The organism is Afipia sp. GW823-FHT06G09 (assembly GCF_058794875.1).
Map to the genome: position 1 here is coordinate 905,163 of NZ_JBXAHF010000001.1, position 19,012 is coordinate 924,174.

At 61.0% G+C, this 19,012-nt stretch carries 17 protein-coding genes; 1 reads left to right on the plus strand and 16 read right to left on the minus strand.

Annotated elements, in window-relative coordinates:
• Positions 1-5 precede the first annotated feature (5 nt).
• The 14 genes from AC1Q67_RS04520 to AC1Q67_RS04585 all read right to left on the minus strand — a co-directional run bounded on the left by AC1Q67_RS04520 (position 6) and on the right by AC1Q67_RS04585 (position 17,098).
• Positions 6-1,844 (minus strand): AMP-dependent synthetase/ligase, encoded by a 1,839-nt coding sequence (locus AC1Q67_RS04520; RefSeq protein ID WP_492235033.1) that lies wholly within the window; start codon positions 1,842-1,844, stop codon positions 6-8.
• 126 nt (positions 1,845-1,970) lie between these two features.
• Entirely contained in the window at positions 1,971-2,750 is a 780-nt protein-coding gene (locus AC1Q67_RS04525) for an ABC transporter ATP-binding protein (protein WP_492235032.1), read from the minus strand.
• 195 nt (positions 2,751-2,945) lie between these two features.
• On the minus strand, positions 2,946-3,704 hold the full coding sequence (locus AC1Q67_RS04530) for an ABC transporter ATP-binding protein (protein WP_492235031.1): 759 nt from the start codon (positions 3,702-3,704) through the stop codon (positions 2,946-2,948).
• Positions 3,701-4,852, minus strand: coding sequence for a branched-chain amino acid ABC transporter permease (locus AC1Q67_RS04535; RefSeq protein ID WP_492235030.1), 1,152 nt, complete (start codon positions 4,850-4,852; stop codon positions 3,701-3,703). Before AC1Q67_RS04535 ends, AC1Q67_RS04530 begins: the two co-directional genes overlap by 4 nt.
• Before the next feature lie 10 nt (positions 4,853-4,862).
• Positions 4,863-5,738 (minus strand): branched-chain amino acid ABC transporter permease, encoded by an 876-nt coding sequence (locus AC1Q67_RS04540; RefSeq protein WP_492235029.1) that lies wholly within the window; start codon positions 5,736-5,738, stop codon positions 4,863-4,865.
• Positions 5,739-5,996: 258 nt separating this feature from the next.
• Positions 5,997-7,739, minus strand: a complete 1,743-nt coding sequence (locus AC1Q67_RS04545; protein ID WP_024576281.1) for an ABC transporter substrate-binding protein — start codon at positions 7,737-7,739, stop codon at positions 5,997-5,999.
• A 103-nt stretch (positions 7,740-7,842) separates the two neighbouring features.
• A complete protein-coding gene (locus tag AC1Q67_RS04550; RefSeq protein WP_492235028.1) occupies positions 7,843-8,169 on the minus strand; it encodes a DUF2160 domain-containing protein in 327 nt (108 codons plus the stop codon).
• A gap of 2 nt (positions 8,170-8,171) precedes the next feature.
• On the minus strand, positions 8,172-8,978 hold the full coding sequence (locus tag AC1Q67_RS04555; protein ID WP_006021619.1) for a carbohydrate ABC transporter permease: 807 nt from the start codon (positions 8,976-8,978) through the stop codon (positions 8,172-8,174).
• A complete protein-coding gene (locus AC1Q67_RS04560; protein ID WP_492235027.1) occupies positions 8,978-9,880 on the minus strand; it encodes a carbohydrate ABC transporter permease in 903 nt (300 codons plus the stop codon). Before AC1Q67_RS04560 ends, AC1Q67_RS04555 begins: the two co-directional genes overlap by 1 nt.
• Positions 9,880-10,965 carry an ABC transporter ATP-binding protein gene (locus AC1Q67_RS04565; RefSeq protein WP_024576284.1) on the minus strand — a complete coding sequence of 362 codons (1,086 nt, stop codon included), beginning with the start codon at positions 10,963-10,965 and terminating at the stop codon, positions 9,880-9,882. Before AC1Q67_RS04565 ends, AC1Q67_RS04560 begins: the two co-directional genes overlap by 1 nt.
• Positions 10,966-10,974: 9 nt before the next feature.
• Positions 10,975-12,054: an ABC transporter ATP-binding protein gene (locus AC1Q67_RS04570; protein WP_492235026.1), complete on the minus strand. Its 1,080-nt coding sequence runs from the start codon at positions 12,052-12,054 to the stop codon at positions 10,975-10,977.
• Positions 12,051-13,595 (minus strand): glycerol-3-phosphate dehydrogenase, encoded by a 1,545-nt coding sequence (gene glpD, locus AC1Q67_RS04575; RefSeq protein ID WP_492235025.1) that lies wholly within the window; start codon positions 13,593-13,595, stop codon positions 12,051-12,053. Before glpD ends, AC1Q67_RS04570 begins: the two co-directional genes overlap by 4 nt.
• A 236-nt stretch (positions 13,596-13,831) precedes the next feature.
• Positions 13,832-14,620 carry a DeoR/GlpR family DNA-binding transcription regulator gene (locus tag AC1Q67_RS04580; protein ID WP_492235024.1) on the minus strand — a complete coding sequence of 263 codons (789 nt, stop codon included), beginning with the start codon at positions 14,618-14,620 and terminating at the stop codon, positions 13,832-13,834.
• A 117-nt stretch (positions 14,621-14,737) separates the two neighbouring features.
• Positions 14,738-17,098, minus strand: a complete 2,361-nt coding sequence (locus tag AC1Q67_RS04585) for a thiamine pyrophosphate-binding protein (RefSeq protein WP_492235023.1) — start codon at positions 17,096-17,098, stop codon at positions 14,738-14,740.
• A gap of 137 nt (positions 17,099-17,235) precedes the next feature.
• Between AC1Q67_RS04585 and AC1Q67_RS04590 the strand changes: the two genes are divergently transcribed.
• Positions 17,236-17,697: an Lrp/AsnC family transcriptional regulator gene (locus AC1Q67_RS04590; protein WP_024576289.1), complete on the plus strand. Its 462-nt coding sequence runs from the start codon at positions 17,236-17,238 to the stop codon at positions 17,695-17,697.
• 7 nt (positions 17,698-17,704) lie between these two features.
• On the opposite strand, the gene pcaG is transcribed toward AC1Q67_RS04590, so the two are convergent.
• Positions 17,705-18,292: a protocatechuate 3,4-dioxygenase subunit alpha gene (gene pcaG, locus AC1Q67_RS04595; RefSeq protein WP_492235022.1), complete on the minus strand. Its 588-nt coding sequence runs from the start codon at positions 18,290-18,292 to the stop codon at positions 17,705-17,707.
• Positions 18,292-18,993, minus strand: a complete 702-nt coding sequence (pcaH, locus tag AC1Q67_RS04600; protein ID WP_492235021.1) for a protocatechuate 3,4-dioxygenase subunit beta — start codon at positions 18,991-18,993, stop codon at positions 18,292-18,294. The genes pcaG and pcaH overlap by 1 nt, the downstream gene beginning before the upstream one ends.
• Between the last annotated feature and the right edge of the window lie 19 nt (positions 18,994-19,012).

Consider the following 19,012-nt stretch of genomic DNA (forward strand, 5'->3'; position numbering starts at 1 on the left):
GGAGCTTACGCCATCGCCCCAGCCCGGTACATTGCCTCGATTTCGGCCGCATAGGACCTGTTCACGAAGCTGCGCTTCAGCTTCATGGTCGGCGTTAGCTCCTCATCCTCAGGCGTCAGTTGCCGCTCGATCAGATGGAATTTCTTGATGGTTTCAACCCGGGCAAAGTTCGCGTTGACCGCCTCGATTTCCTTTCTGATGAGATCCTGAATCTCCGGGGCGCGGCACAGGCTTGCGTAGTTCGTGAACGGAATGTCGTAGTCCTGCGCGAACTTCTCCACGTTCTCGTGGTCGATCATGACCAGGCAAGTGAGGTACGGCCGCTTGTCGCCGATCACCACCGCGTCCGAAATATAGGGCGAGAACTTCAACTGGTTCTCGATCTCCGACGGCGTGATGTTCTTTCCGCCGGACGTGATGATAATATCCTTCATCCGGTCCGTGATCTTGACGAAGCCTTCGTTGTCGATGGTGCCGACATCGCCGGTGTGCAACCAGCCATTCTCGTCGATGGTTTCGGCGGTCTTTTCGGGCTGATTCAGATAACCCATGAACAGATAATCGCCCTTGATAAGGATTTCTCCCTTCGGGCAGATCATCACTTCACCCCATGGCGCGGCCTTGCCGACCGAGCCGAGCTTGATGCGCTCGTTCGGCATCAGCGTCGCGACGCCGCAGTTCTCGGTCTGGCCATAGACCTCCCTCATATCGAGGCCGATGGCGAGATACCAGCGGATTAGATCGGGCGAGATCGGCGCAGCGCCGGTAAACGCGATGCGGACGCGGTCGAGCCCGAGCATCCGGCGGATGTTGCGGAACACCAGCCAGTAGGCTGCCTTCCCCGCCAACCGCAAATGCAGCGGCGGCGTCTCTCCTTCCAGCCTGTAATCGGTCAGGCGCTGTCCGATGGTGAGCGCATGGCGGTACATCCATTGCTGGAATGGGGTCGCATCCTTCAGGGCAATGGTGATCGCCGAATAGAACTTCTCCCAGATTCGTGGCACCGCGAGGAACGCCGTCGGCTGCACCTCGCGCAGATTGTCCGGCACGGTTTCCGGGCTTTCGGCGAAATTCATGATCGAGCCGACAGCGATGGAGAGATAGTAGCCGCCGATCCGCTCGGCGACATGGCACAGCGGCAGGAACACCAGCCGCTCCTCATGATCGGTCGGCACCAGCAAATGATCGGCATGGCGCATCTGATGCACGACGCTGCGGTTGGAATGCATCGCGCCTTTCGGCGGCCCCGTGGTGCCGGACGTGTAGACGAGGATGGCCAGATCGTTCGGGCCGCGGCTGTCGATCATCTCGTTCCACAGCGCCTCGCGGCCCTGCATGTGATTGCGGCCGAGCGCCATGAACTCGTCCAGCGACATCACCATCGGATCGGTGAACCCGCTCAGGCCTTCCATGTCGAACACGACGATCTTTTCAAGCGTCGGGCAGCGCGCGCGGCAGGCCAGAATCTTGTCGAGTTGCTCGTCGTCCTCGGCGAAGATCACCTTGGTTCGCGAATCGTTGATCAGGTATTCGACCTGCGAGGCCGAGTCCGTGGGATAGATGCCGGATGACACGCCGCCCGCACAGAGCACGCCCATATCGGCGAACACCCATTCGGGCGTGGCGTTGGCGATGATGGATGCGACGTCGCCGGGCTTGAAGCCGGACGCATGGAGCGCATAGGCGATTTCCTTCGCTGTCTGCAGCCATTGCCGCCAGCTCGTCGACTGCCAGACGCCGAGATGCTTTTCCCGGATCGCCGGCTTGTCGCCGCGCGTTTCAACCGCCAGCAGAAAACTCTTCGCGATGGTGTCCGCGACGGTGATCACTGCGGGTCTCGCCATAGCTCGCTCCCTGTCTTCGCCGCGGATCAGGCGGCGCTCGTTCTCTCCCGTCTTTTTTCCATCCGGTCTTGTCGCCGGACTTCAGCTCGTCGCGCCTGGCTTATCGCCAAGCCTTATCGCCAGTCTTTATCGCCAGGTCTTTTTCTTCTTCCAGCGCCGCTCGCCACGCGCGCCATCTTCCTTGGCGCCGAGATAGAATTCCTGAATGTCCTGCGACTGCATCAGCCGCTCGCAGGTGTCGTTCATCACCACGCGGCCGATTTCCAGCACATAGCCATAATGCGCCGTTTCCAGCGCAACCTTCGCATTCTGCTCCACCAGCAGGATCGACATGCCCTGCTCTTCGTTGACACGCTTGATGATGGTGAAGATCTCCTTCACCAACAGCGGCGACAGGCCGAGCGACGGCTCGTCCAGCAGCAGCAAGGCCGGGCGATTCATCAGCGCGCGGCCGATGGCCAGCATCTGCTGCTCGCCGCCGGAGAGTTGTCCTGCGGGCTGATTGATGCGCTCGCGCAGGCGCGGGAAATAGCCGTAGACCCGTTCAAGGTCGGCGGCGACGCCATCCCGATCCTTGCGCGGATAGGCACCCATCATCAGGTTTTCGCGCACGCTGAGAAATGGAAACACCTCGCGGCCTTCCGGCACATGGCTGAGGCCGAGGCGCACGATCCTGTCGGCTTCCATGCGCTGGATCGGCTGGCCCTTGAATTCGATGGAGCCTTTTTGCGGATCGAGAATGCCGGAGATGGTCTTGAGCACCGTGGTCTTGCCCGCACCGTTGGCGCCGAGCAGCGTGACGATCTTGCCGCGCGGCACTTCAAGGCTGATGCCGCGGATGGCCATGATCGGCCCATAGTAACTTTCGATGTTGCTCAGCTTGAGAATGATGTCGTGGCTGCTCATGACATCGTCCTCGCAACACGAACGCGGCGTAATGTACTCCCTCTCCCCTTGGGGGAGAGGGTTGGGGTGAGGGGGTTCAATGCTAGAACGGAAATATCGATCCCCCTCACCCGGCGCTGCGCGCCGACCTCTCCCCGCCGGGGAGAGGTGAAGCAAAAAATCGATAGTTTACGCTTTACCATCTGAGCTCAATCCTCATGTGCCCAGATACGCGGCGACGACATCGGGATGCGCCTGCACCTCGGCGGGCGCGCCCATCGCCAGCACACGGCCGTAGTTCAGCGCGATCACCCGGTCGGAGACGCGATTGACCAGCGTCATGTCGTGCTCGACCATCAGCACGGTGATGCCGAGTTCGGTTTTCATGTCGCGGATCCAGAACGACATGTCGTCGGTCTCCTCCACATTCAGCCCGGATGATGGCTCATCCAGCAGGATCAGCTTCGGCTCCGTGCACAGCGCGCGGGCCAGTTCGATCACCTTGCGCACGCCATACGGCAGCCCGGAGATGAGCTTGTCCCGATGGGCGGCAAGGTCAAGAAAATCGATCACCTGTTCTACGCGGCGCCGATGCGCTTTTTCGTCGCGGCGGACATTCGGCAGGAACAGCAGCTCCTGCCATAGGGTCGTGGTCGAGTGCCGGTGCCGCCCGACCAGAAGGTTGCTCAGAACAGTGGCGTTCTCGAACAATTCAATGTTCTGGAAGGTGCGCGCAATGCCAAGTTTCGCAATGTCATAGGGCGGTGCGGCGGTGATGTCCTGATCCTCGAAATACAGCTTCCCCGAGGTTGGCTGATAAAGCCGCGAAATCAGGTTGAAGATCGAGCTTTTGCCCGCCCCGTTCGGCCCGATGATGGAAAGGACTTCACCTTTCTCAACGGCGAAACTGACCGAGTCCACCGCTTTCAGGCCACCGAAGTGCAGCGAGAGATTTTCGGCACGGAAACAGCTCATCGGTTCCGCTCCGACTTCACGTAGATCTTCTGCCGCTTGAAGGTCGCGCGCTTGTAGAGCGGGAAAAGCTGGAAGAAGAGCTTGATCTTCAGCCAACGGCCATAGATGCCGTAGGGTTCGAACAGAATAAACAGCATGATGATCAGGCCGTAGATCGCGCCCTTCAGGCCGTTCGCCGAGGCAATCGCCGAGATGTTCGCCTTGATATGCGCCGCCTGCTCGGCTCCCGCACCGAACGTCGCCGCAAGTCCCGCGATGACGCCGGGGATATCGTCCTTCAGGAAGGTCAGGAACGGATCGACCATCACGATGAAAATCGCGCCGAGTACGGCGCCATGCAGGCTGAGCACGCCGCCGATGATAATCACCATGATGAATTCGATGGAGAGCTGCAGCGTGAACATTTCCGGGCTGATGAACGACATCTTGTGGGCGAACAGACAGCCCGCAAAACCCGTGATCGCCGCACTCAGCGCGAACGATTTCACCTTGTAGCGCGAAACGTTGATGCCCATGCTCTTGGCGGCGGTTTCGCTGTCCCGGATCGCGACGAACGCGCGGCCTGTTGGCGAACGCATCAGGTTCAGCGTGCCGACTATGACAAGGATCAGAAGCCCGAGGCAAAGGTAGTAGAATGTCGGGCTGTCGCGCGGCACGCTGTTGCCGAGTAGCTGGATGGTCTTGATCCGCATGCCGTCATTGCCATGAGTGACGCTTTCCCACCGCGCGAGCACTTCTTCCACGATCAACGCGAAGGAAATCGTGGCTATCACGAGATAGATGCCCTGCAGCCGCAGCGCCGGAAATCCGACCATCGCGCCGATGATCCCGGTCAGGATGCCGGCGGCGAGGAAATACACCGGAAACGACACGCCGAGCTGTTGCAGATACCCGGTCGTGTAGGCGCCAATGGCGAGGAACGCCGCATGCCCCAGTGACGCCTGCCCGGTGAAACCCGTGAGGATCATCAATCCGACGCCAACGGTGGCGTAAATGCAGACAAACACAAGCTGGCTCATCAGATAGCTTGAGAGCGTGAACGGCGCGATCACCAGCAGGATCAGCAATGCCCCATAGGACCAGAGGTAACCGCTATGCGGCACCAGCCGGATATCGTCGTTGTAATCGGTCTTGAACAAAAACCGCATGCGGCGCCCCTCAGACTTTCTTCCGCACGTGAATCCCGAAGATGCCTTCCGGCTTCAACAGCAGGACCGCGAGCAGCACGATGTACGGGGCGACGTCCTTCCATCCCTGCGGCAGATAAAATCCGGCCATGCTCTCGATCACGCCGATCAGGATTCCGCCGACCACTGCGCCTGGAATTGATCCGAATCCGCCGAGCACGGCCGCCGGAAATGCTTTCAATCCGAGTACAAGCCCGACATTCGAGTGAATGAAGGTGATGGGCGCAAGCAGCACGCCCGCGCAGGTCGCCACCGCAGCGCTGATCGCCCAGACGATCGACACCACGCGCTTGACCGGAATGCCCATGTAATAGGCGGCGAGCATGTTCTCGGAGCTTGCACGCATCGCAGTGCCGAGGGTGGTCTTGTTGAAGAAGAGATAGAGCACGCCGCAAAGAATGACCGTGGCAGCGATCACAGACAGCTTGTCGTGGGCCAGCACCAGGCTGCCAAGCCGCAGCACCCCATGGCTGAACGGCGTTTCGATCTTGAGATCGTCGGTTCCCCAGATCATGCCCGCGACCGAACGCAGGAAGAAACCAAGACCGATGGTGGCCATGATGATGGAGAACTGCGGATAGCCGAGGATCGGCCGCACCACGAGGCGTTCGGCCAGCATGCCGAACAGTGCCATCGCCGCGACAGCGGCGACAAAGCCAAGCCAGTAATTGAAACCCAAAAGGCTGATGAAGGTGAAGGCGAAGAACCCGCCCAGCATCATCAGGTCGCCCTGCGCGAAGTTGACGACTTCGGTGGCCTTGTAAACAAGAACAAAGCCAAGCGCGATCAGGCCATAGACACAGCCGAGCGCAATACCGCTCACCAACTGCTGAACAAAGTCCAGCATTCTTGGTCACCCTCCCCCACGTGCCGCGATTCTAGCGATCGCATTTGGTCACGCCGCGATCCTATCGATCGCCTTGTTTAGTTCTTGTGTCGACTTGCTATGCGTTTTTGCACGAGCATTTTCAGCAATCAGACCCCAAACGGTGACGGCGTGTCAACAACACCCGCAAGAGTGCGCTGCATCAAAAGGAAAAAGGCCGGGATTTCTCCCGGCCTTCAAGTTGTGCGCAATTGTTAAGCGCAGGGAGGTTGGTTGAGCTTACTTCGCTTCGGCCCGCTTCGGCGGGGTGGCCGGCCAAGACTTGATCAGGGTGTCGTAGTCGACGGTCTCGCCCTTCGGCTTCTCGTTTGCGAGCTTGCGCTGCGGAGCGATGTTGCCGTCCTTCTCCGACTTGGCGAACCAGAACTCGGCGGTTTCCTTCTTGTTGAGCTTCGGTCCGCAGGCGCCCTGTACGCCCGACTTCTCGAGGCGTTCAAGCACCGAGTCCTGGGCCGCCGCCAGCGAGTCCATCGCAGCCTGCGCGGTCTTCGCACCGGACGACGCATCGCCGATGTTCTGCCACCAGAGCTGAGCCAGCTTCGGATAGTCAGGCACGTTGTTGCCGGTCGGGGTCCATTGCACGCGCGCGGGCGAGCGGTAGAATTCGACCAGACCACCGAGCTTCGGCGCACGCTCGGTGAACGACTTGTCCCAGATGTCAGACTCGCGGGTGAACGTGAGACCGACGTGGCTCTTCTTCAGGCTCACCGACTTGGAGTTGATGAACTGGAGGTAGAGCCAGGCAGCCTTGCGGCGGTCTGCCGGGGTCGACTTGAGCAAGGTCACGGAGCCGGCGTCCTGATAGCCGAGCTTCATGCCTTCCTTCCAGTACGATCCATGCGGCGACGGAGCCATGCGCCACTTCGGCGTGCCGTCGGCATTCACCACCGGCAGACCGGGCTTGACCATGTCAGCGGTGAAGGCGGTGTACCAGAAGATCTGCTGGGCGATATTGCCCTGCGCAGGAACCGGGCCGGCTTCGGAGAAGGTCATGCCCTGCGCCTGCGGCGGGGCATACTTCTTCAGCCAGTCGAGATACTTGACGATCGAGTAGACCGCCGCCGGTCCATTGGTGTCGCCGCCGCGCTCGACGGATGAACCGACCGGACGGCAGCCTTCCATGCGGATGCCCCATTCGTCGACAGGCTTGCCGTTCGGGATGCCCTTGTCGCCGTTGCCCGCCATCGACAGCCAGGCGTCGGTGAACCGCCAGCCGAGCGACGGATCCTTCTTGCCGTAGTCCATGTGGCCATAGACCTTGACGCCGTTGATCTCCTTGATGTCGTTGGTGAAGAACTCGGCGATGTCTTCATAGGCGGACCAGTTCACCGGCACGCCGAGCTCGTAGCCATACTTGGCCTTGAACTTCGCCTTGTAGTCCGGATTGGTGAACCAGTCGTACCGGAACCAGTACAGGTTCGCGAACTGCTGATCCGGCAACTGATAAAGCTTGCCGTCCGGTCCGGTGGTGAACGACTTGCCGATGAAATCATCGACGTCGAGCATCGGATCGGTGACGTCCTTGCCCTCGCCCGTCATGTAATCCGACAGAACCACGGTCTGGTTGTAGCGGAAGTGGGTGCCGATCAGATCGGAGTCGTTGATCCAGCCGTCATAGACGTTCTTGCCCGACTGCATCTGCGTTTGCAGCTTCTCGACGACGTCGCCTTCCTGGATCAGGTCGTGCTTGACCTTGATGCCGGTGATTTCGGTGAACGCCTTCGCCAGCGTACCGGCTTCATACTCATGCGTCGTGATCGTTTCCGAGACGACATTGATGTCCATGCCCTTGAAAGGCTCAGCGGCCTTGATGAACCACTGCATCTCCTTCATCTGGTCTTCCTTCGACAGCGTCGAAGGCTGGAACTCGGCATCGATCCACTTCTTCGCCGCAGCTTCGTCTGCGAAAGCCGGCGCGCTGATCGCGGCCGACGCCGCAATCAGTGCCACCGCGCTTGTCATCGTCAAAAGACGATTCCTTTTTGTAACGTGTCGCATGGTTTCCTCCGTTGAAAACACAACTTCAGGTCCGGGTTGATCCACGGATCTGCCTTTTCTCCACCCGCTAGACGTTGCGAAATATGACAACGGCCGACACGATGGAAATTACGGTAGCGATCCACAAACTCGAGACCTCGACGCCCTCGCCGATCGGGAGCGTCGCAATCGGGTTCGTGCCCGCAAATGCAATCCACAAAAGATGAATGACCGCCGTGGCAATCAGCGAAATGAACAGCCTGTCGCCGCGCGTGGTCGGAATATGCAGGATTCCGACGCGCTCGGCCTCGGGGTAGCGCACCGCGAGCCAGGTCATGGCTCCAAGCGTTCCCGCCAGCAGGCAGAAGAAGATCGCCGTTGGTGCCGTCCAGGCCATCCATGCGATATGTTCCATGGTTACACCCGTCCCAGCGCGAAGCCGCGCGCGATATAATTGCGGACAAACCAGATCACCAGTGCGCCGGGAATGATGGTCAGGACGCCGGCGGCGGCCAGCAACCCCCAGTCCATGCCGGATGCCGAGATCGTGCGCGTCATGGTCGCGGCGATCGGCTTGGCGTTCACCGATGTGAGCGTGCGCGCCAGCAGCAGTTCGACCCACGAGAACATGAAGCAGAAGAACGCCGCGACGCCGATGCCGCTCGCGATCAGCGGCATCAGGATCTTCACGAAAAAGCGCGGAAACGAATAGCCGTCGAGGAATGCGGTTTCGTCGATCTCTTTCGGAACGCCCGACACGAAACCTTCGAGAATCCAGACCGCCAGCGGCACATTGAACAGGCAGTGCGCCAGCGCGACCGCCCAGGGCGTATCGAACAGATTGATCGCCGAGTACAGGTTGAAGAACGGCAGCGCGAACACCGCCGGCGGCGCCATACGATTCGACAGAAGCCAGAAGAACAGATGCTTGTCGCCGAGGAAGCGGTAACGCGAGAAGGCATAGGCCGCGGGCAGCGCGAAGGAGATCGACAGAATGGTGTTGATGAGGACGTATTTCAGCGAATTGATGTAGCCGGAGTACCAGCTCGAATCCGTGAAGATGCGCTTGTAGTGAACCAGCGTCGGATTGTTCGGCCACAACGTCATGGTTGTGACGATTTCCGTGTTGGTCTTGAAGCTCATGTTGACGAGCCAGTAGATCGGCAACAGTAGAAAAATCAGGAACAGTCCGAGAATGATGCGGCGTCCGGGAATCGTATGCATCATGCACCTCCCGCCGGTTGCGCGCGTTCATTGTCGGCGTTCGTCATCACCGTGTAGAACACCCAGCACACGATCAGGATGACGAGGTTGTAGACGATCGACAGCGCGGCCGCCTTGCCGAGGTCGAATTGCCCGAGCGCGATCTTGACCAGCTCGATGGACACAAAGGTCGTTGAATTTCCGGGACCGCCGCCGGTGACGACGAACGGCTCGGTGTAGATCATGAAGCTGTCCATGAAGCGCAGCAACACCGCGATCAGCAGCACGCGCTTCATCTTCGGCATCTGGATCGCGGTGAACACCGCCCAGCGCGACGCGCCGTCGATCTGCGCGGCCTGATAGTACGCATCGGGAATGGATTTCAGACCTGCGTAGCACAGCAACGCGACGAGACTGGTCCAGTGCCAGACGTCCATGACGATGATGGTGCACCACGCGTCGAAGCTGTTTGACACGTAGTTGTAGTCGAATCCCATCTTGTTCAGCACGTAGCCCATCAGGCCGATGTCGGGACGGCCGAAGATCTGCCAGATAGTGCCGACCACGTTCCATGGAATGAGCAACGGCAACGCCAGGATCACAAGGCACGCCGCAACCCGCCAGCCTTCGCGCGGCATCGACAGCGCGACCAGAATGCCGAGTGGCACCTCGATGGCGAGGATGATCGCCGAGAACAGCAGGTTGCGCCCGAGCGACGCGAGGAAGCGGTCCCCAAGGTCGGTCGAGGGATCGAGCAGTTCCTTGAACCAGCCGACTCCATTCCAGAAGAACTGATTGTTCCCGAAAGTGTCCTGCACCGAATAGTTGACAACGGTCATCAGCGGCAGGATCGCGGAGAACGCCACGATCAGGAATACCGGCAGTACCAGGAACCAGGCCTTGTTGTTGATCGTCTTGTCCATCACGCGCGCCCTTCAACCAGACGACTGTCGGCATAGACGTGAATATGGGCTGGATCGAACACCAGTCCGGCGGTGTTGTCGGGTAAGGAGAAACCGTTCGGCACGCGGGCAGCGAATTTCACATCGCCGATGCGCACACGCGCGAAACGCACGCGGCCAAGATCGTCGATCCGCTCAATCTGCGCCGACAGCAGACCGGGCGCAGGCGCCGCGACATGAACGAATTCGGGCCGGACGCCAATCTCGATTTTCGCGCCAAGCGGCAGGCTGTCGTAGGTCCGGTTCAGCCGGATGGTGTGACCGTCGATCCTCGCCTCATTGCCCTTCACCTCGGCGGGCACGATATTCATGCCGGGCGACCCGATGAAATAGCCGACGAAGGTATGCGCGGGCTTTGCGAAGAGTTCTTCCGGCGTCCCGCTCTGCACCACGCTGCCGTCGTGCATCACCACGACGGTGTCGGCAAAAGTCAATGCCTCGGTCTGATCGTGAGTGACGTAGATCATCGTCAGATCGAGCGCCTGGTGCAGCGCCTTGAGCTTCGAGCGCAGCTCCCATTTCAGATGCGGATCGATCACCGTCAGTGGCTCATCGAACAGCACCGCCGCCACGTCGGAGCGGACCAGGCCTCGTCCCAGCGAAATCTTCTGCTTGGCGTCGGGACTGAGCCGCACGGCCTTGCGGTTCACATACGGCTTGAGGTCGAGCAGCGTGGCGATCTCTGTCACCCGTGCATCGATCTCGTTTCGCGGCAGCCCGCGATTCTTGAGCGGAAACGCGAGGTTCTCGCCCACGGTCATCGTGTCGTAGATCACCGGAAACTGGAACACCTGCGCGATGTTGCGCTCGCGTGTGGTGGCGTGAGTAATGTCCTTGCCGTCAAACAGCACCTTGCCGTGCGACGGCGTCACGATCCCGGAGATAATATTCAGCAGCGTGGTCTTGCCGCAGCCGGACGGACCCAGCAGCGCATAGGCGCCGCCCTGCCGCCAGGTCATGGTCATCGGCTTCAGCGCATAGGACGCCCGGTCCGCAGCGTTGCCGCCGTAGGAATGCGCCAGATCGACAAGATCGATGCGAGCCATGGTATGCCCTCACCGCGCCGCCGGCGCGGCGACGAGCCGGCCGGATTGATCGAAAATGAACAGGTCGTTCGGATCGAGCACGGCATCGAGTTCCTGCCCCGGCAGAAATTCGTGGATGCCCGACAGCACCGCGACCCAGTTGTAACCTTCACGCTTGAGATGCACGAAACTTTCGGAGCCGGTGATCTCGGTCACGCTGACGGTGGTGACGAATGCATGGCGACCGTTGGATGGGGCCGCCACTTCAAGCTGATGCGCGCGGAATCCGACATTGTAGGCGCCGTCGCTCAAGCCCTCATAGAGACCCGCCACCGACGCGCGTTCGCCGCCGGAATAGAAGATTGATCCGTTCTTCTTCTCGATGCCGACGGTGTTGAGCGGCGGATCGGAAAAAACCTCCGCCACTTCTACTGTGTTAGGACGCCGGTAGACTTGCGGCGTCGCACCGGCCTGCAGCACCCGTCCTTCCCCCATGCAGATGGTCCGGCCCCCCAGCAACAGGGCTTCCGAGGGTTCGGTCGTCGCATAGACAAAGATCGCGCCGGACTCCTCGAAGATGCGCGGCAGTTCGGTGCGCAGCTCCTCGCGCAACTTGTAGTCGAGATTGGCGAGCGGTTCATCGAGCAGCACGAGGTCCGCGCCTTTCACCAGCGCGCGGGCGATGGCGGTGCGCTGCTGCTGACCGCCCGATAACTGCAATGGCGTCCGGTTGAGATAGGGCTCGAGCTTCAGCAGCTTCGCTGCGCTCCTGACGCGGGTTTCGATCTCGTCACGCGCGACGCCTTGCGCGCGCAGCGGGGACGCGATGTTTTCGTAAACCGTCAGCGTCGGATAGTTGATGAACTGCTGGTAGACCATCGCCACCGAGCGCTTGCGCACATCGAAGCCGGTGACGTCGTTGCCGTCGACCAGCACGCGGCCGGATGTCGGCTTGTCGAGCCCGGCGAGCAGCCGCATGATCGATGTCTTGCCCGCCAGCGTCGGGCCAAGCAGCACGCTCAATGTTCCGCGCTCAAGTGTCAGCGAGACATCCCGAATCCAGGGAACCCCGTTGACCTCGCGCGAAACCTTATCGAGGGTGACGCTCATGCACGGCCTCCCGCTTCCTTCAGCGGCCGGTCGAGGCCGCTGCGATGCGTGTCGATCCAGTCGTCGAGCGCCTTCACTTGATCGGCGGACAGACGCAGGCCCAGCTTGGACCGTCGCCAGACAATGTCCTCGGCGGTGCGCGCAAATTCATGCGCAATGAGATAGCGGACTTCGCGTTCCGTCAGCGTGTCGCCGAACAACTGCCCGAGATCCGCCGCCGACGACGCCTTATCGAGAACCTTGCTGGCGCGCGTACCATAGGCGTGCGCGAGACGAAGCGCGAGGGAGCGCGACAGGAACGAATTGTCGCGGATCAATTCATCCGCCAGTGCCGGGATCGCGGACACATCGAGATCGCCGCCGGGCAGCGGCGCGGTGGCGGTCCAGCCGGCGGGTTTGGCCTCGCCGGGCAGATATTGCTCCAGCCGTTCCAGCGCCTCTTCGGACAGGCGGCGATAGGTCGTGATCTTGCCACCGAAGATCGACAGCAACGGCAACCCGCCCGGGGCATCGAACTCGAACACATAATCGCGCGTCGCAGCCTTCGCTTCGCTGGCGCCGTCATCGTACAGCGGACGCACGCCCGCATAGGCCCACACGACATCGGCGGGCGTCACCTGTTTGGCGAGATAGTCGTTCACCGACTGGCACAGATAGGCGATTTCCTCAGGCGAGGCTTTCACCTTGGATGGATCGCCGTCGTAGTCGCGATCGGTGGTGCCGATCAGCGTGAAATCGTTCTGGAACGGAATGACGAACACAACGCGGCCATCGGCATTCTGGAACGTGTAGGCGTTATCGTGGTCGTACAGGCGCGGCACGACAATGTGCGAGCCCTGCACCAGACGCACCTTGGCCTTGGCGTTGATACCGGCACGCCGGCTCAGTACATCCTCGACCCATGGACCGCCGGCATTGACCAGCGCCCGCGCCTTGATGCTGCTCTGTGCCCCGGTGACGGTGTCTGCGAGCATCACCTGCCAGCAGTCATCCAGCCGCCGCGCCTCGACTGCGCGGGTTCGCGTGCGGATCACTGCGCCGCGATCCGCCGCGTCGCGCGCGTTGAGAACCACAAGGCGCGCGTCATCGACGAAGCAGTCGGAGTATTCGAAGCCTTTGGTGAATCGGCCGGGGGCGAGAGGCTGACCGACCGGATCGCGCGCCAGATTGACGGTGCGCGTCGCCGGCAGCAAACGCCGTCCGCCGAGATAGTCGTACATGAAGAGGCCGAGCCGCAGCAGCCACGCCGGACGCAGTCCCGCGTGATGCGGCAACACGAAACGCAGCGGGCGAATGATGTGCGGGGCAATCTGCCAAAGCACCTCGCGCTCGAGCAGCGCCTCGCGGACCAGGCGGAATTCGTAATACTCGAGATAGCGAAGGCCGCCATGGATGAGCTTGCTCGACCAGGATGAGGTGCCGCTGGCGAGATCGTTCATCTCGCACAGGAACACGGAATTGCCCCTGCCTGCGGCGTCGCGGGCGATGCCGCAGCCGTTAATGCCTCCGCCGATGATTGCGAGGTCGAAAACCTTGTCCAACGTCTCTCCCCGGCGCTCGCTATTTTCACTTATAGCGATTTCGCTTTCGTATTGGATTAAATCACAACTTAAAACGAAAGCAAGCAGCGTGATGAATGTGCAGGCAGAGGCGCCAGCACTCGGGAAAAGTGAAGATATGTGAGGGAGTTACGGCTCCAAGAACCCCAGACAAGCAAGAAGCGAGTGCCAACTGTCCACAAGCCGAACCAGCACGCGGCGGAATCGGCTGAAGGCCGTCAGGCCACGTCAGCGGGCTTGTCGGGCATCGCCGCGATGACTTCGATGCCCCGGCTGCTGCAAATGGCCTGGAGGCTGGCGGGCAACGGCAGGTCGGTGACGAAGGTATGGATCTGGCTGAGATGCGCGATGCGAACCGGCGCGTTGCGGCTGAGCTTGGTGCTGTCGGCCACCAGCATCACGCTACGCGCATTGGCGATGATGGCCTGCGCCGCCTGCACCTCGCGATAGTCGAAGTCGAGCAACGCGCCCTCCTCGTCGATCGCCGATGCGCCGATGATGGCGTAATCGACCTTGAACTGCGTGATCAAATTGTTCGCCGTCGAGCCGATCACCGCACCGTCCGCACGGCGCACCGTGCCGCCGGCGACAATCACCTCGATGCGCGGATGGCGATAGAGCAGCATCGCCACGTTCAGGTTGTTGGTAATGACCAGCAGGTCTTCATGCGCCGTCAGCGCGCTGGCGACCTCTTCCGTCGTGGTGCCGATATTGATGAACAGCGAGCAGCCATTGGGAATCTGCGCTGCCGCCGCCGCACCGATGGCCTTCTTTTCCTCCGCCGCGACGAACCGTCTCGCCTCGTAGGCCAGGTTTTCGACGCCCGAGGCGATGATCGCGCCGCCATGAACCCGCGTCATCGAACGGCGGTCGCACAGATCGTTCAGGTCCTTGCGAATGGTCTGCGCCGAGACTTCAAAACGCCGCGCCAGGTCCTCCACCGTCACCCGGCCGGAGGCGCGCGCAATGTTCAGGATGTCGGACTGGCGGTTGGAAAGCTCGGTCATTCAGCACCTTAACCCGTATGGGCCAATGGTGCTGCGGTTGCCGCGTCGGGTCAACTCGGCATTTCACCGGTCACCTCGCGGATGCCTCGCGTGGTTAAAAGCCGCGCCGAGCGCCTATCACACCGCCATCTTGCGATGCCGGATCGGCGAACCGAACGTGAGCCCCGCCGCCGCATCGATGATGGTGTTGGCATCGAGGCCGTAGTGCGCATAGAGGTCACCGACAGTGCCGGTCTGGCCGAACTTCTCGACACCAAGCGCCTCCACGCGATGGCCATGCACACTGCCAAGCCACGCCAGCGTCGCCGGGTGACCGTCAATCACAGTGATCAGCCCGCAGTCGCGCGGCAGCGGCGCAAGCAACCGCTCGATATGGCTCGGTTCACGCGGACCTCCGTTGCGGCGAAGTTTCCGCGATGCGCTCCAGCCGGAGTGCAACCGATCCGCAGACGTAATCGCAAGCAGGCCGATGTCCCGGCGTGACTCGCCAAGCAATCCCGTCGCCTCGATGGCTTCCGGCGCAACGGCGCCGGTGTAAGCGATCACCAATTCGGCATTCGGCCCCGGCTTGCGCAGCCAGTAAGCGCCCGCGGCAATGTCGCTCGCAAGTTCCGGCGTCATCGTTCGCTGCGGCTGATCCAGCGTGCGTGTCGACAGCCGAAGATAAACCGAGCCTCCGTCCTCGTCGCGCTGCATGTGTTCGAAGCCCCAGCGCATGATGACTGCAAGTTCGTCCACAAAGGCAGGCTCAAATGACGAGAGCCCATCCTGCGCCATGCCGATCAAGGGCGTCGCAATCGACTGGTGCGCGCCGCCTTCCGGCGCCAGCGTAATCCCCGACGGCGTCGCCGCCACCATGAAACGCGCATCCTGATAACAGGCATAGTTCAGCGCATCGAGGCCGCGCTCGATGAACGGATCGTACAGCGTGCCGACCGGCAGGAGCCGTTCGCCATTGATGGAATGGGACAGGCCGAGCGCGGACAGCATGATGAAGAGATTCATCTCAGCGATGCCAAGCTCCATGTGCTGGCCCTTCGGTGAATAGTCCCATGCGAAGGTCGAGGGGATCTTCTCCTTGCGGAACAGGTCGGTGTTCTCGGCCATCGCAAACAGACCGCGCCGGTTCACCCACGGGCCGAGATTGGTCGAAACCGTGACGTCTGGCGACGTGGTGACAATGCGCTCTGCGAGTTTTGTGTCGCCGCGCGCCAGTTCATTGAGGATCAGGCCAAAGCCCTGCTGCGTCGCCATGCGCGGCGTCAGCGTCACATTGAGTTGTGCAGGCACCTCGATCTTCGGTGCATCGAATCGCCGTGCGCCATCCCGCGCGAAGGTCACATTCTTCAGGAATTTTTCGATGCGCGCATGATCGAGCGACAAGCCTTCCAGCCGATCCCATTCGTGACCCGGACGGATGTTTTGCGCCGCGCGGAAGGTTTCCATCTGAGAAACCGTCATCAGCCCGGCATGATTGTCCTTGTGGCCCTGGAACGGCAGGCCGACCCCCTTGATGGTGTAGGCGATGAAGCACACCGGCCGATCGTGATCGATCGCCTCGAAGGCTTCCAGCATGCTCGCCATGTCGTGGCCGCCGAGATTGGACATCAGCGCCAGCAGTTCGTCATCGCTGCGCTTCTCGATCAGTTTCGTCACCGCGCCCTGATCGCCTATGTCGTCGAGCAGGTGTTTGCGAAATGCAGCACCGCCCTGGAAGCACAGAGCCGCATACATCTGGTTCGGGCAGCTATCGATCCACTTGCGCAGCGCCTCCCCGCCCGGCTCCGCGAACGCAGCCTGCATCAGCTTGCCGTATTTCACGATCACCACATCCCAGCCGAAATTGCGGAACATGGTCTCCAGTTTTTCCCACAATCCTTCGTGGATCACCGCGTCGAGACTCTGGCGGTTGTAGTCGATGATCCACCAGGTATTGCGCAGGCCCTGCTTCCAGCCCTCCAGCAACGCCTCGAAAATGTTGCCTTCATCGAGCTCGGCGTCGCCGACCAGCGCGATCATGCGGCCTTCGGGCCGGTCCTTCATCCAGCCATGGGACTTCACGTAGTCCTGTACCAGCGACGAGAACAGCGTCTGCGCCACGCCGAGGCCAACCGAGCCGGTGGAGAAGTCGACGTCGTCGATGTCCTTGGTGCGCGAGGGATAGGACTGCGCGCCCTTGAAGCCGCGGAAATTCTCCAGCTTCTCGCGGGTCTGCTGCCCGAGCAGATACTGGATCGCATGAAACACGGGGCTGGCGTGGGGCTTCACCGCGACGCGGTCCTCAGGCTTGAGCACGCCGAAATAGAGCGCCGACATGATGGTCGCCAGCGACGCCGATGAGGCCTGATGGCCGCCGACTTTCAACCCATCGGAATCCGGACGGATGTGATTGGCATGATGGATGGTCCACGACGACAGCCACAGCGCCTTGCGGGCGAGCGCGGACAGGATTTCAAGACGAGAGGGGTCGATGGGCATGGCGTTCACCGGAATGAAGGGGTCCGGCGCCAATGCTAGTCCTCACCGGGCGCTGAAAAATCTCAAATCATCTCGACTGGTATCGAAATATTGGTATATCATACCAATATTTCGCAAATTATTGAGATTTTGCACCAATGACAGACCTCGACGCAATCGACCGCAAGATCCTGGCGATTCTTCAGTCCGATAGCCGCGTCACCATGCAGGACCTTGCCGATCGGGTCGGACTGTCAGTATCGCCCTGCCACCGCCGGGTGAAACTGCTCGAGGAGCGCGGCGTGATCTCGCGCTACATCGCGATGGTGGACCAGAAGTCGGTCGGGCTTCCAGTCAGCGTCTTCATTTCGATCAAGCTTGAGCGGCAGAAGGAAGAGGATCTCAACCGCTTCGCCAAGGCGATCTCGAAATGGGAAGAAGTGCTGGAATGCTACTTGATGACCGGCAATCGCGATTACCTGCTGCGTGTCGTCACCGCCGACCTTCCGTCCTATGAAGCGTTCCTCAAGACCAAACTGACACGGCTCGACGGCATCGCCTCGATCGAGTCCAGCTTCGCGCTCAGTCAGGTGAAATACTCGATCGCGCTGCCAGTCTGACGCCGCGCTAGAGATCGAAGAACACGGTTTCCCTGTCGCCCTGCAGATGGACGTCAAGCCGGTAGGTCGCGACGTCACCCCGCTCGCGTTTCGCAATCAGCGTTGCGCGCCGCTCCGCCGGCACAAGCGCAAGGATCGGATCGGCGGCGTTGGCGGCCTCGTCTTCGAAATAAATCCGCGTGATCGCCTGCTGCGTCATGCCACGCGCGAACACCGCCAGAAGGATGTGCGGAGCTTGCTGTTTGCCGCCCGGATCCGGCACCGGACCGGGCTTGATGGTGCGGAATTCAAACCCGCCGTTCGCATCGGCTCCGCAGCGGCCAAAGCCCTTGAACGGGGCGTTCGGAGCGGCGCGTTCATCCTGCGGATCGGCGAAGCGCCCCTGCGCATCCGCCTGCCAGATCTCCAGCATGGAGTCCGGGATGACCTTTCCCTCGCCGTCGAACACCTGCCCGACAACACGGATGCGTTCGCCGGACACATCCGGCGTGACCAGATCGTTGCTGAACGCGTCATTCCACGCGTAATCGTTGCCGGGCGTCAGGCCGTACTTGAAATAAGGACCGACGGTCTGTGAAGGCGTGATGTTGCTCATCAGTCGTTATCCAGCGGTGTGGCGTTGCGCCCGCGCAATACAATGTCGAAACGGTAGCAGAGCGCCCAGTCGGGCTTGGTGTGTTCAAGGTCGAAGCTCGACACCATCCGCATCCGCGCCTTCTCGTCGGTCACTGAATTGAAGATCGGATCGTAAGCGAACAGTGGATCGCCCGGAAAATACATCTGGGTCACGATGCGCGAGATGAACGAATGCCCGAACACCGAGAAATGAATATGGGCGGGCCGCCATGCATTGGGATGATTGCCCCACGGATACGCGCCGGGCTTGATAGTGATGAACCTGTAGTAGCCGTCAGCATCGGTCTGCGCGCGGCCTGCGCCTGTGAAGTTCGGATCGAGCGGCGCGGGATGCTGATCGACAACGTGGATGTAGCGTCCACAGGCGTTGGCCTGCCACACTTCGAGCAATGTATTCGGCACACCGCGGCCATCCTCATCCCGCACATGGCCGTGGACAATGATGCGCTCGCCGAGCGGCTCGCCCTTGTGCTGAATGGTGAGATCGTTGTCATTCTCGCGCACCGTCTCATGGCCGTAGACCGGCCCGGTCAGTTCCGACAGCGTATGCGGGACAATGACAAGCGGCTTCGTCGGCGAACGCAGCACCGTGCTCTTGTAGGCCGGCGACAGTCGCGGCGCGTGGGCGGCGTTGCTTTCCCGCGGATAGATCAGAGTCATGGGCGTCTTCTTTTCGTTG

Excerpts from the sequence above, each read along its gene's own strand:
- AC1Q67_RS04520 (WP_492235033.1), bottom strand. The coding sequence starts at position 1,844 with ATGGCGAGACCCGCAGTGATCACCGTCGCGGACACCATCGCGAAGAGT.
- AC1Q67_RS04525 (WP_492235032.1), bottom strand. The coding sequence starts at position 2,750 with ATGAGCAGCCACGACATCATTCTCAAGCTGAGCAACATCGAAAGTTAC.
- AC1Q67_RS04530 (WP_492235031.1), bottom strand. The coding sequence starts at position 3,704 with ATGAGCTGTTTCCGTGCCGAAAATCTCTCGCTGCACTTCGGTGGCCTG.
- AC1Q67_RS04535 (WP_492235030.1), bottom strand. The coding sequence starts at position 4,852 with ATGCGGTTTTTGTTCAAGACCGATTACAACGACGATATCCGGCTGGTG.
- AC1Q67_RS04540 (WP_492235029.1), bottom strand. The coding sequence starts at position 5,738 with ATGCTGGACTTTGTTCAGCAGTTGGTGAGCGGTATTGCGCTCGGCTGT.
- AC1Q67_RS04545 (WP_024576281.1), bottom strand. The coding sequence starts at position 7,739 with ATGACAAGCGCGGTGGCACTGATTGCGGCGTCGGCCGCGATCAGCGCG.
- AC1Q67_RS04550 (WP_492235028.1), bottom strand. The coding sequence starts at position 8,169 with ATGGAACATATCGCATGGATGGCCTGGACGGCACCAACGGCGATCTTC.
- AC1Q67_RS04555 (WP_006021619.1), bottom strand. The coding sequence starts at position 8,978 with ATGCATACGATTCCCGGACGCCGCATCATTCTCGGACTGTTCCTGATT.
- AC1Q67_RS04560 (WP_492235027.1), bottom strand. The coding sequence starts at position 9,880 with ATGGACAAGACGATCAACAACAAGGCCTGGTTCCTGGTACTGCCGGTA.
- AC1Q67_RS04565 (WP_024576284.1), bottom strand. The coding sequence starts at position 10,965 with ATGGCTCGCATCGATCTTGTCGATCTGGCGCATTCCTACGGCGGCAAC.
- AC1Q67_RS04570 (WP_492235026.1), bottom strand. The coding sequence starts at position 12,054 with ATGAGCGTCACCCTCGATAAGGTTTCGCGCGAGGTCAACGGGGTTCCC.
- AC1Q67_RS04580 (WP_492235024.1), bottom strand. The coding sequence starts at position 14,620 with ATGACCGAGCTTTCCAACCGCCAGTCCGACATCCTGAACATTGCGCGC.
- AC1Q67_RS04585 (WP_492235023.1), bottom strand. The coding sequence starts at position 17,098 with ATGCCCATCGACCCCTCTCGTCTTGAAATCCTGTCCGCGCTCGCCCGC.
- AC1Q67_RS04590 (WP_024576289.1), top strand. The coding sequence starts at position 17,236 with ATGACAGACCTCGACGCAATCGACCGCAAGATCCTGGCGATTCTTCAG.
- pcaG (WP_492235022.1), bottom strand. The coding sequence starts at position 18,292 with ATGAGCAACATCACGCCTTCACAGACCGTCGGTCCTTATTTCAAGTAC.
- pcaH (WP_492235021.1), bottom strand. The coding sequence starts at position 18,993 with ATGACTCTGATCTATCCGCGGGAAAGCAACGCCGCCCACGCGCCGCGA.